Here is a 12850-nt window from a genome sequence, read left to right on the forward strand (position 1 = left end):
GTAGCATCATCCGACACATCAATTAGTAGTACGAGTGCTCGCCGCGCTGGTGTTCGGTCAAATCGCGAACGCCTTTCAGTTCCGGGAACTCAGCCAGCAGCTGCTTTTCGATGCCTTCTTTCAGGGTCACGTCTACCATTGAACAGCCGTTACAACCGCCGCCAAATTGCAGAATCGCAAAACCTTCATCAGTGATTTCCATCAGCGTAACGCGACCGCCGTGGCCTGCCAGCTGTGGGTTTACCGTCGCTTGCAGCATGTATTCAACGCGCTCCATCAAAGGCGCATCATCGGAAACTTTACGCATTTTGGCGTTTGGCGCTTTCAGCGTCAGCTGTGAGCCAAGCTGGTCGGTGACGAAATCAATTTCAGCATCTTCAAGATAAGGTTTGCTCAGTTCATCGACATATGCGGTCAACTGCTCGAATTTGAGGGCAGTATCTGACGCTTCTACCGCATCCGGCGGACAGTAAGAAACCCCGCACTCCGCATTTGGAGTACCAGGATTAATGACGAATACGCGAATTTGCGTCCCTTCTTCCTGACCTGCCAGCAGTTTGGCAAAGTGGGATTGTGCTGTATCGGAAATACGGATCATAACGATTGCTCAATAGTTGACTATTTTAGTCGGTTATAATACGCCCATCATCGAGGGTCTACAAGGTTCGACAAAGGCACCACACCTGGATAGTCGCCGCGCCCTGCTTTTTCAGCATCCGCGCAATTTCCGCCACCGTACTGCCCGTCGTGACGACATCATCCACAATAATTATATGGCGCCCAGCCACTGGAAAATCAACCCTGAAAGCACCTTTAAGATTGTTGCGACGCATACGTGCGTTCAGTTGATGCTGCACCTGCGCAGCGCGGATCCGCAGCAACCCTCGCGGCATATAGTCACATTGCAGCCAGTGTGAAAGCTGTCTTGCCAACAGGTCGCTTTGATTAAAACCACGCCGCCAGGCACGACGCGAATACAATGGAACACTCACGATACAATCGGGTTTAGGCCACTGGCTAAAGCGTTTTGCTTGCAGTACACGCAACAGCATTAAACGCGCCAATGCCGGAGCCAGCGCGACAGTGGCGTTAAATTTAAACCGCTGAATAAGCTGACTTAGCGGTGGGCCATAATCCGTGACGAACAACAACGCATCCCATTCCGGTGGTTTTTGCAGGCAACGGCCGCAGGGCGATTTTGTATGTGTGGCAGGTAATCCACAGCGCGGACAGCAGGGCGGCGGAGCGGGTAATGCTTTAACGCAGCATGAACAAAGGCCCCAATGTGCGCAGGTGAGTGGCATCTGGCATAGCCAACATAGCCCTGGGATTGTTAGCATATTCGCTTCCTTGCAGATAAAAATGAGAACAGTAACTGATGAGCAAGCTTTGGTGGCAGACAAAAGGTGAAGGGAAAGATGATCTTGTGCTGCTGCACGGATGGGGGCTGAATGCGGAAGTGTGGCATTGCATTTGTGAGGAATTAAGCTCGCATTTTCGTCTTCATCTTGTCGACTTGCCAGGCTATGGCCGCAGCCAGGACTTCGGGGCGCTCTCACTAGAGGAAATGGCTGATATCGTGTTGGCGCAGGCGCCAGAGCAGGCGATTTGGCTTGGCTGGAGTCTGGGTGGGCTGGTGGCAAGTCAGGTTGCATTAAGTCATCCGGAGCGTGTGAAATGGCTGGTGACTATCGCGTCCTCGCCTTGTTTCACCGCTCAGGATGAGTGGCCGGGCATTAAACCTGACGTTCTTGCGGGTTTCCAGCATCAGTTGAGTGAAGATTTTCAGCGTACCGTTGAGCGCTTTTTGGCGCTCCAGACGCTGGGAACAGAAACCGCACGCCAGGATGCACGCCGTTTGAAAGCGGTAGTGCTTGAGCAACCAATGCCGGGTGTTGAGGTGTTAAACGGTGGGCTGGAAATTCTCAAGACCGCAGATTTACGCGAGCCTTTGCGCCAGCTTACAGTGCCGTTCTTGCGTTTATACGGTTATCTGGATGGGCTGGTGCCGCGTAAAATCGCGGGTTTGTTAGATGAACAGTGGCCGCAAAGCGAAGCAGTGATTTTCCCGAAAGCGGCTCATGCGCCGTTTATTTCGCATCCACAGGATGTGTGCCTGGCGCTTGAGGCGTTTCAAAAGCAGCTTGGTTAATGTCGGATGTCGGTTCGCACGCGTTTCAGTTCATTTGCGGGTTTTGTAGGGGGATTAGCGTAAGCGACACCCTCCACCTACGCGCGCAACGCCCACACTTCCCGAACACATTTCTTCCCTTCAGGGCAGCTCTTGCAGCTCCCCGTCAGGCAATCGCTCGGGTCTTCGGTGATACGCATTGCTTTACCCATCGCTTCAAGGCGGCTCAGCATTGCATTCACCAATGGCAACGGCGTGGCGAGCTGTTGGCTAATTTGCGTGGCATCCATGCGCCCTTGTAGCGCCAGCGCATCACGAATCTCAATTAAGCTCGCCATACCTTCTCCTTAGTGGCAATCGCCAGCAGTGCTTTTACAGCAGGCCGCTTCGACTGTTTTACGGGTTGTCATCAGGCTGACATCCACACGGCTGCGAGCTTTACGCAACCCACCAATTAACAGCACGTTGAACAACACCACCGCGAGAATACAGACCAGGCTGTACTTCGGATGAGCACTAAACGTTACCGTCTGGTAGTAAAGCGTGGACAGCGAGTAGGCGATATTTAGCCCCCACAATACCGAGAACATCATCCAGCCACGGCTGGACTCGCGGGCGACCGCACCCATCACCGAAATGCAGGGGATATAGAGCAGAACGAAAATCAGGTAGCTATAGGCCGCAGCCGGGCTGCCAAATTTGCTGCTCATCACACCCATTGCGCCGCTTGCCATTTCACCGTCGCCTTTGCTGGCTTCGATTGGGTTGAGCAGCACGCTCAGGCTGAAGGTGTCTTTCAGGCTTTGCCAGGTTTCACCTGCTGCGCCGCCTAACTCATCAAGCAAATTGAAACTTGCAGCATCAAACGGTTCTTCGTGCATGTCTTCAGCGGTGTAAAGCGTGTTGAGCGTACCGACCACCACTTCTTTTGCCATGGCGCCAGTGAACAGGCCGACGGTCGCCTGCCAGTTATCTTCGTGAACACCAATCGGTTTTAGCAACGGAGTGAGCACACGGCTGACCGACGCCAGCGCCGAATCGTTGATGTTGTCCACTTCTTTGCCGCTAAACGAGAAGCTATTTAGCGCACCAATGAAAATACTGACGATGACGATAACTTTACCGGCACGCAGCACAAAACCTTTCAGGCGTTGCCAGGTTTGCAGCAGCAGGCTTTTCAGGTGCGGAACGTGGTAGACCGGCAGTTCCATCACAAATGGCGTTGCTTCACCACGCATGATGGTGTGCTTGAGCATCAGCCCGGTCAGAATCGCCATCACGATGCCAAGAATATAGAGTGAGAAGACAACCAGCGCACCTTGCTGCCCGAAGAACGCGGCGGCAAATACTGCAAAGATGGCAAGGCGTGCGCCACATGACATAAACGGCGCCATCATGATGGTCATCAGGCGTTCACGCGGAGCATCGAGCGTACGTGCACCCATCACCGACGGCACGTTACAGCCAAAGCCAACAATCAAGGGTACGAATGATTTGCCCGGCAGGCCGAGGGATTGCATCAGGCGATCCATCACAAATGCCGCACGCGCCATGTAGCCGGAGTCTTCAAGGAACGAGAGGAACAGGTACATCATACCGATTTGCGGCACCAGTGGCAGCACGGTGTTGATACCACCGCCGATACCCTGTGCTAAGAAAATCGTCAGCCAGCTTGGGAAGTGAAGTGTGGCGCCAATCCACTGAATACCGTGGATAAAGATGGCCGCAGAACCGCCGTCAAAAATGGGCTGCAATGCGCCGCCGATGTTAATCGCCAGCAAGAACATCAGGTACATCACCAGCAAGAAAACAGGCAAACCGAGGAAACGGTTAAGAATGATTTTATCCATCATTGCCGTTAAGCGATGCGGTTCGGCGGTCAGACTGTTGCTGATTGAATCACAGATGGCGGCGATGGTTTGATAACGCGCATCGGCAATCAGCAGTGCGGGGTCTTCGTTCTCTTCTGCCAGTTGTGCACGTACCGCGTCCAGTTTGTCAGCGGCATGACCGGCATATTCAAGGCTGTAGATATCGCCTTCGAGCATTTGCAGCGCTAACCAACGGCGTTGCTGCTCTGGCATATCCGCAGGCATTTCTGCCGCAAGCTTGTCGGCTTCTTCAAGCAGACGTGGCGGATAAAGCACTAAATCGCTATGCGTGTTTGGCTGGCGGCGGTCGATTGCCAGTTTCAGGCCTTCCATGCCACGGCCACGAGTGGAAACCAGTGGAACGACCGGGCAGCCCAGGCGTGCAGCCAGCGCGTCGATATCAATGCGAATATCTTGCTTCTCGGCGATGTCGAGCATGTTAAGCGCGACGACACACGGAATGCCGAGTTCGAGCAATTGCAGCGTCAGATACAAATTGCGCTCAAGGTTGGACGCATCGACGACATTTATCAGTAAGTCTGCATCACCACTCAAGATGTAGTGGCAGGCAATTTGTTCATCCAGAGAAGTTTGCGATGAAATGGTGGTCAGCGAGTAGGTACCCGGCAGATCAACAAGTGTGACCTGATGTGCAAGCGTTGAAAACTGACCTTCTTTACGTTCTACGGTAACGCCCGCCCAGTTACCCACTCGCTGGCGTGAACCGGTGAGCTGGTTGAATAACGTGGTTTTCCCGGAGTTAGGGTTACCGATTAAGCCGATAGTTAATTTTTTCATTTTTTTCGTGAACTTAAAGAAAATAGCAACGAGCGCGAGCGCTCACCCCGCCAATCAGGCAATGGCTTCAACGTGCAGTAATTCGAGATCTTTTTTACGTAGTACCAGGCTGACGCGACGTGTTTCGATATGAATTGGGTCGCCTAACGGCGCAACACGTACAACGTTGAATGAAGAGCCAGGCAACATACCGAGTGATAATAATTTTTGGCGGTATGACGGACTAATTTCGCTGGAAAAGCCGGTAATCTTCCACGCACTACTTGGTAAGAAACGCATAAGACCTACTTAGAGCTGGGCTCGGGTATTTAAAAATATCGTTGGGCATTGAGGAGAAATAACGAACAAATCAATGATAATGAGAATGGTTTCTGTCTTCAATAATTATTTTTGTGGTGAATGACTCGTTTGAATTTATTTTTTTAGGGAGGTTTTATTAATTATAAATGTGGGGCGCACAAGCTATTTTTATATAAAAACCATTAATAACAATAAGTTGCATTTATTTTAAAATGATAATTTTATTATTTTATCTCTACTAATGTTGTCATGATATTTCAGGTGTTACATGTTTGATAAATATTAGTGGTGTTTTTATATTTTTGCGAAAATTGATCTATAGCAAACTCACTCTATTTTCTGACGAATTACTGCGGATGCTAAAGAAATGTTATTCATTCGCTACCGGGCATGAAAGAGGCAAATTGTGCTGAATTTAACTCCGGGGAAATAGATGGGGGTTTATTCCGCCCCCTCCTGATGAAAGGAGAGGGGGAAATCAGCATTAAGGATTAACGTTTCTTACCCAATGCCGCTGCCAGTGCATCACTCATCGCACTGTTACCGGCGCTGCTGCCAGCATTATCACGCCCGCGAGGTTTTTGCGGCTGTGCCGGGCGGCGTTCGGTTTGCTCACGCGGTGCGGAACCACGGCGGTTGGACTCACCTGGCTGCTCATCCAGACGCATGGTGAGCGCAATACGTTTGCGCGCCAGATCCACTTCCATCACTTTCACTTTGACGATATCACCAGCTTTCACCACTTTATGCGGGTCGTCGATGAATTTGTCGGAAAGTGAGGAAATGTGGACTAAACCATCCTGATGCACGCCGATATCTACAAACGCACCGAAGTTAGTCACATTGGTGACAGCCCCTTCCAGCACCATGCCAGGCTGAAGGTCGTTCATGGTTTCAACGCCATCAGCAAACTTCGCTGTTTTGAACTCAGGGCGCGGGTCACGGCCTGGTTTTTCGAGCTCTTTGATGATGTCGGTCACTGTTGGCACACCAAAGCGTTCATCGGTGAAATCGCGTGGGCTCAGGCCGCGCAATGCTTCGCCGTTGCCCATCAAATCCTGTAGCGCTTGTTCGGTCGCAGCCAGGATACGCTGAACAATTGGGTAGGCTTCCGGGTGAACGGTGGAGGCATCCAGCGGGTTATCACCGTGGTTAATACGCAAGAAACCTGCGCACTGTTCGAAGGCTTTTGGCCCCAGACGGCTCACTTTCAGCAATTGCTGGCGGTTCTGGAAACGGCCATTTTCATCACGCCAGTTAACGATGTTCTGCGCCATCATGCGCGTTAAACCTGCCACGCGAGTAAGTAATGGCACCGACGCGGTATTCAAGTCCACGCCAACGGCGTTTACACAGTCTTCGACGACCGCATCCAGTTTCTTCGCCAGCTGTGACTGGCTCACATCGTGCTGATACTGGCCGACACCGATAGATTTCGGGTCGATTTTCACCAGCTCCGCCAGGGGATCTTGCAGGCGGCGAGCAATAGAAACCGCACCGCGAATCGAAACATCGAGATCCGGGAATTCCAGTGCTGCCAGTTCAGATGCCGAATAAACCGATGCGCCTGCTTCGCTGACAATCACTTTCTGCGCGGTGACTTTCGGGAATTGCTCTTGAACGTCGAGGAAGAAACGCTCGGTTTCGCGTGATGCAGTGCCGTTGCCGATCGCTACAAGTTCGACGTTGTGCTTCTGACAAAGCGCGGCGACGGCAACAGCCGCTTTCGCGGCTTGGCCGGTGTGTGGGTAAATGGTATCGGTGGCGACCAGTTTGCCGGTTGAATCAACAACCGCGACTTTCACGCCGGTACGCAGGCCTGGATCGAGGCCCATGGTGGCACGCAGGCCAGCCGGAGCGGCCATCAATAAATCATGCAGGTTGCGGGCGAAAACGTTGATCGCTTCGTCTTCGGCGCGTTCACGCACGGTCCCCATCAGCTCGGTTTCGAGGTGCATCAGCACCTTGATGCGCCAGGTCCAGCTCACCACGGCGCGACGCCAGGCGTCTGCTGGTGCGTTATTCAGGCGTAGGCCGAGATGGTCGATAATGATTTGTTCGCAATAGCTTTCACGCGGTGGTTCATCGTGTTGCGGATCGGCATTGAGCGCAAGCTGTAAAATACCTTCGTTGCGGCCACGGAACATTGCGAGCGCACGGTGTGAGGGAGCGGTAGCAATCGGTTCGTGATGGTCGAAGTAGTCACGGAATTTTGCGCCTTCCTCTTCTTTGCCAGCCACGACATTGGCAACCAGATGCGCATTTTTCCACAAGTAGTTACGCACTTTTGCCAGCAGCGCGGCGTCTTCGGCAAAACGCTCCATCAGAATGTAGCGTGCGCCATCGAGTGCGGCTTTGGTGTCGGCAACGCCTTTATCGGTGTCAACGTAACTTGCAGCGGCTTCTTCCGGCGTGTGGGACGGGTCATTCCACAGCAACTCAGCCAGAGGCTCCAGACCTGCTTCGATAGCAATTTGCCCGCGCGTACGGCGCTTTTGCTTATACGGCAAATAGAGGTCTTCAAGCTCGGTTTTGCTCAGCGTGCCATTAATGGCTGATGCGAGTTCGTCGGTCAATTTACCCTGGTCGGTAATGGATTTCAGGATGGTCTGGCGGCGGTCTTCCAGCTCGCGCAGATAGCCAAGACGGGTTTCTAACTGACGCAGTTGCGTGTCATCCAGACCGCCGGTGACTTCCTTACGATAACGCGCAATAAATGGCACGGTATTCCCTTCGTCCAGCAGGCGAACGGCGGCATCAACCTGTTCGTTGCGGGCCTTTAGTTCGCTGGCAATAATGCGGCAGAGTGAATCATTCATCATGGTTTTTTCATCTGTTTGAGTCGAAATTATTGGGGATAGTTATACGGATTGGAGGGTGAAAATGCCAGCCACAGCGCCTGAGTGGTGATGAATCGGACAGTTCTGCGGCTGGCTTGTGCTTATTTCACATACTCGATTTCATTGACGTACCACTGCGCTTCACCGGCGGGCGTTTGCACGATAGCGAGGTCACCCACTTCTTTTTTCAGCAGGGCGCGTGCCATTGGAGAATCAATAGAAATGTAATCTCTGCGGCCAAAAATTTCGTCATAGCCCACAATGCGAAAACGCATCTGGTTTCCTGCGTCATTTTCAATTTCCACCCACGCGCCGAAGAACACTTTGCCTTCTTGTTGCGGTGAATAGTCGACAATCTTCAACTGTTCGAGGCATTTCGTGAGATAACGCACTCTACGATCTATTTCTCGCAGACGTTTTTTGTTGTACTGGTAGTCGGCATTTTCACTGCGATCGCCAAGGCTTGCCGCCCATGTGACCTTTTTTGTCACCTCTGGACGCTCTTCACGCCACAAGTAGTCCTTTTCTTGTTTGAGCTTTTCATAGCCTTCGCGGGTAATTAATGGCGTTTTCATCAGCAAGCCTTGCATGGGTGAAACAATTAAAGGTGATTTAAACCGAAATATCAGGGTGATGGCAATCCCGGAGATTTGCGAAGTAGGTCATTATTCTGTGTTAAAAAGTGCCCATAACCATCTGTTTAATATGCTTTGTAACAATTTCGACTAGAATATATACCAGAATTGACTGGTCGTAACGCTCCAGTTTTTTAAGAATACGCACTCACTGTTCGTGCCTTTGGGAGTATAAGAATGCAAGAGAATTATAAGATTCTGGTCGTGGATGACGACATGCGCCTGCGCGCGCTGTTAGAACGTTATCTCACCGAACAAGGCTTCCAGGTCCGTAGCGTTGCTAACGCAGAACAGATGGATCGCCTGCTAACCCGTGAGTCCTTCCACCTGATGGTGCTTGATCTGATGCTACCAGGTGAAGATGGCTTGTCTATTTGTCGCCGTCTGCGCAGTCAAAGTAATCCAATGCCAATCATTATGGTCACCGCCAAAGGCGAAGAAGTTGACCGTATCGTTGGGCTGGAAATTGGCGCCGATGATTACATTCCAAAACCATTCAACCCGCGTGAACTGCTTGCGCGTATCCGTGCTGTTCTGCGCCGCCAGGCCAATGAACTGCCGGGCGCTCCTTCTCAGGAAGAAGCGGTTATTGCGTTTGGTAAGTTTAAACTGAACCTCGGCACCCGTGAGATGTTCCGTGAAGACGAGCCTATGCCATTAACCAGCGGCGAGTTCGCAGTGCTGAAAGCACTGGTGAGCCACCCTCGTGAGCCATTATCACGCGATAAGCTGATGAACCTGGCCCGTGGCCGTGAATACAGTGCGATGGAACGTTCTATTGACGTGCAGATCTCCCGCCTGCGCCGCATGGTTGAAGAAGACCCTGCGCATCCACGCTATATCCAGACCGTATGGGGCCTGGGCTACGTATTCGTGCCGGACGGTTCCAAGGCATGAGGCGAGTCCGCTTCTCCCCCAGAAGCTCGTTTGCACGCACGCTGTTACTGATAGTCACCTTGCTGTTCGTCAGCCTGGTGACGACCTATCTTGTGGTGCTGAACTTCGCCATTTTGCCGAGTTTGCAGCAGTTTAATAAGGTACTGGCTTACGAAGTCCGTATGCTGATGACCGATAAGCTGCAATTGGAAGATGGCACGCAACTGGTGGTTCCGCCTGCATTTCGGCGTGAAATCTACCGTGAATTGGGTATCTCTCTTTATTCCAATGAAGCGGCGGAAGACGCGGGTTTACGCTGGGCTCAGCATTACGAATTCCTCAGTCATCAAATGGCGCAGCAGTTGGGTGGCCCAACCGAAGTTCGGGTTGAGGTTAACAAAAGCTCGCCGGTTGTCTGGCTGAAGACGTGGCTGTCACCGAATATCTGGGTTCGCGTTCCTCTGACTGAAATTCATCAGGGCGACTTCTCACCACTGTTCCGCTATACGCTTGCGATAATGCTGCTGGCGATAGGCGGCGCATGGCTGTTTATTCGTATTCAGAACCGACCCTTGGTTGACCTTGAACATGCTGCTCTGCAAGTAGGTAAGGGGATCATTCCGCCACCGCTTCGTGAATATGGCGCGTCTGAGGTGCGCTCTGTTACCCGGGCGTTCAACCATATGGCTGCTGGTGTGAAGCAACTCGCCGATGACCGCACGCTGCTAATGGCGGGTGTTAGTCACGATTTGCGTACACCACTCACTCGTATTCGTCTGGCAACAGAAATGATGAGTGAAGAAGATGGCTATCTGTCTGAATCGATTAACAAAGATATCGAAGAGTGTAATGCGATAATCGAGCAGTTCATCGATTACCTGCGTACCGGGCAAGAGATGCCGCTGGAAACTGCCGATCTCAACACCGTGTTGGGCGAAGTAGTGGCAGCGGAGAGTGGATACGAGCGAGAAATCGACACCGATCTGCAAGCCGGAGAATTGCTGGTCAACATCCACCCGTTATCCATTAAACGTGCCGCGGCCAATATGGTGGTGAACGCAGCGCGTTACGGAAATGGTTGGATTAAGGTCAGCAGTGGCGGCGAGTTAAACCGTGCCTGGTTCCAGGTGGAAGATGACGGCCCAGGGATTAAACCTGACCAGCTCAAGCATCTGTTCCAACCTTTCGTGCGTGGTGATAGTGCGCGGAGCACCAGCGGCACCGGTTTAGGGCTGGCGATTGTGCAGCGTATTATCGACAACCATAACGGCCTGTTGGATATCGGCGTTAGTGAGCGGGGCGGTTTGCGGATACGGGCTTATTTACCGTTACCGATGAACAAAACGGTCAGCCAGTTAAAAGAAAGCTGAGTGATAAATAAAAAAGCGAACCTTTGAGGTTCGCTTTTTTGTAGCTCGGGTTAGCATAGATGGTGGATGTTACTTGTGCTAATCCCCCATACAAACTCATTCGCTATTCGAAAATTAAATCTTCGGCCCTGCGCTTACAAGTGCTGCACCCGCTGGAGTGTCGGTATATTTTTCGAAGTTCTCGATAAACAACTTAGCCAGTTGCTCCGATTTTTCCTGCCACTGTTGTGGTGATGCATACGTTTTACGCGGGTCCAGAATATTGCCTTCCACGCCTGCCAGTGCTGTTGGAACAGCAAGACCAAAGATTGGTAGGGTGAACGTTTCGGTATCGTCCAGAGAACCATTGAGAATAGCGTCGATAATTGCGCGCGTGTCTTTAATGGAGATACGCTTACCTGTGCCATTCCAGCCAGTGTTAACCAGATAGGCCTGTGCACCTGCCGCCTGCATGCGTTTCACCAGCACTTCGGCATATTGCGTTGGGTGCAAAGAAAGGAATGCTGCGCCAAAGCAAGCAGAGAATGTTGGCGTCGGCTCGGTGACACCACGTTCAGTACCCGCCAGTTTGGCCGTGAAGCCTGACAGGAAGTGATACTGGGTTTGGTTGGCCGTCAGGCGCGAAACCGGTGGCAATACACCAAAAGCATCAGCAGTCAGGAAGATAACTTTCTTGGCATGCCCAGCTTTCGAAACCGGCTGAACGATGTTTTCGATGTGGTAAATCGGGTAAGAAACTCGAGTGTTCTCGGTTTTCGAACCGTCGTCAAAATCAATTGAACCATCGGCACGTACCGTTACGTTTTCCAGCAGCGCGTCACGACGAATCGCATTATAAATTTCTGGCTCTGCTTCCTGGGATAAACGAATCGTTTTTGCGTAGCAACCGCCTTCGAAGTTGAACACGCCGTCATCGTCCCATCCGTGTTCGTCATCACCAATCAGGCGGCGTTTCGGATCGGTAGAAAGCGTTGTTTTACCTGTGCCAGACAGACCAAAGAACACAGCAACATCGCCTTTTTCGCCGACGTTTGCCGAACAGTGCATTGAAGCGATGCCTTTTAGCGGCAGCAGGTAGTTCATGATTGAGAACATCCCTTTCTTCATTTCGCCGCCGTACCAGGTGCCGCCAATCAGTTGCACGCGCTCGGTAAGGTTAAACGCGATGAAGTTTTCAGAGTTCAAACCCTGCTCTTTCCATTGTGGGTTGGTGCACTTGGCGCCATTCATCACCACAAAATCTGCTTCGAAAGTTTCAAGCTCTTCTTCGGTTGGACGGATGAACATGTTCTTAACGAAATGAGCCTGCCAGGCCACTTCGGTAATAAAACGCACCGACAGACGGGTGTCTGCATTCGCACCGCAGTAAGCATCAATAATAAAGAGGCGTTTGCCAGAGAGTTGGTTAGTGACCAGACCTTTCAGATGCTGCCAGGTTTCTTCACTAAGCGGTTTATTGTCATTTTTACCTTTGCCGTTATCTGCCCACCACAGCGTGTCGCGGGTGGTGTCGTCACGGACGATGTATTTATCTTTAGGGGAACGGCCGGTAAATATGCCGGTATCTACGGCTATTGCACCGAGATTGGTTTCAATGCCGCGCTCAAAACCTTCCAGATTGGGGTTGAGTTCTTCGTGATACAGAGTGTCGTAATCGGGGTTGTAAACCACTTCACTTGCGTCATGAATTCCATAAGCCTTGAGATCTTGCGGGGTTATGCCTTTAACTCGCATTTCACTGCTCCTTAGCCAATTTGTACTGCCTGAGATTGTAGGGTTGTTTATTGGTTGTTAACCGCGACACCTATCATAGATTTGAGCATCCACTCGAATCTATATATACCCTTCGCCCTTCAAAATGCGGGGGTGTTGGCTGCTCTCATTTACCCTAATCACTTACTTGAGTAAGCTCATCGGGATTCATTCGATTGCCGCCTATCTGCATTTTGAATAGCTTGGGTATAGCGGAAAACGCTGTGAAGCGAGTCACAACGGGGTGAGAGTATGGCAGGAAATGCTAGTACGGCAG

General features: G+C 51.6%; 11 protein-coding genes. 3 read left to right on the forward strand and 8 right to left on the reverse strand.

The genetic code is table 11. The features are described 5' to 3' along the window. Positions 1-22: 22 nt before the first annotated feature. Positions 23-598 (reverse strand): Fe-S biogenesis protein NfuA, encoded by a 576-nt coding sequence (nfuA, locus tag AC0IXI_RS01665; RefSeq protein ID WP_064542768.1) that lies wholly within the window; start codon positions 596-598, stop codon positions 23-25. A gap of 58 nt (positions 599-656) precedes the next feature. Continuing rightward, positions 657-1340, reverse strand: coding sequence for a DNA utilization protein GntX (gene gntX, locus AC0IXI_RS01670; RefSeq protein ID WP_064514357.1), 684 nt, complete (start codon positions 1338-1340; stop codon positions 657-659). Positions 1341-1378: 38 nt separating this feature from the next. Here gntX and bioH point away from each other — a divergent pair, with 38 nt between their 5' ends. Continuing rightward, a complete protein-coding gene (gene bioH, locus AC0IXI_RS01675) occupies positions 1379-2152 on the forward strand; it encodes a pimeloyl-ACP methyl ester esterase BioH (RefSeq protein ID WP_424222216.1) in 774 nt (257 codons plus the stop codon). A 77-nt stretch (positions 2153-2229) separates the two neighbouring features. Here bioH and feoC read toward each other — a convergent pair whose 3' ends face one another. The 5 genes from feoC to greB form a co-directional block, all read right to left on the reverse strand. After that, positions 2230-2469, reverse strand: a complete 240-nt coding sequence (feoC, locus tag AC0IXI_RS01680; RefSeq protein WP_064561159.1) for a [Fe-S]-dependent transcriptional repressor FeoC — start codon at positions 2467-2469, stop codon at positions 2230-2232. A 9-nt stretch (positions 2470-2478) separates the two neighbouring features. After that, positions 2479-4800 (reverse strand): Fe(2+) transporter permease subunit FeoB, encoded by a 2322-nt coding sequence (feoB, locus tag AC0IXI_RS01685; protein WP_134185672.1) that lies wholly within the window; start codon positions 4798-4800, stop codon positions 2479-2481. A gap of 54 nt (positions 4801-4854) precedes the next feature. Next, complete coding sequence (gene feoA, locus AC0IXI_RS01690) at positions 4855-5079, reverse strand: ferrous iron transporter A (RefSeq protein ID WP_064514348.1); 225 nt, start codon at positions 5077-5079, stop codon at positions 4855-4857. 512 nt (positions 5080-5591) lie between these two features. After that, positions 5592-7922, reverse strand: a complete 2331-nt coding sequence (locus AC0IXI_RS01695) for a Tex family protein (RefSeq protein WP_471681858.1) — start codon at positions 7920-7922, stop codon at positions 5592-5594. 119 nt (positions 7923-8041) lie between these two features. After that, positions 8042-8515 (reverse strand): transcription elongation factor GreB, encoded by a 474-nt coding sequence (gene greB, locus AC0IXI_RS01700; protein ID WP_064514344.1) that lies wholly within the window; start codon positions 8513-8515, stop codon positions 8042-8044. Between the two features lie 237 nt (positions 8516-8752). On the opposite strand from greB, the gene ompR reads away from it, so the two are divergent. Together ompR and envZ are read left to right on the forward strand one after the other, a co-directional pair. Then, a complete protein-coding gene (gene ompR, locus AC0IXI_RS01705; protein ID WP_001157751.1) occupies positions 8753-9472 on the forward strand; it encodes an osmolarity response regulator transcription factor OmpR in 720 nt (239 codons plus the stop codon). Then, positions 9469-10821, forward strand: a complete 1353-nt coding sequence (envZ, locus tag AC0IXI_RS01710) for a two-component system sensor histidine kinase EnvZ (protein ID WP_034460303.1) — start codon at positions 9469-9471, stop codon at positions 10819-10821. Before ompR ends, envZ begins: the two co-directional genes overlap by 4 nt. 114 nt (positions 10822-10935) lie before the next feature. On the opposite strand, the gene pckA is transcribed toward envZ, so the two are convergent. Continuing rightward, a complete protein-coding gene (gene pckA / locus AC0IXI_RS01715) occupies positions 10936-12555 on the reverse strand; it encodes a phosphoenolpyruvate carboxykinase (ATP) (protein ID WP_471681859.1) in 1620 nt (539 codons plus the stop codon). Between the last annotated feature and the right edge of the window lie 295 nt (positions 12556-12850).

It is taken from the genome of Buttiauxella sp. AC038 (assembly GCF_979253565.1).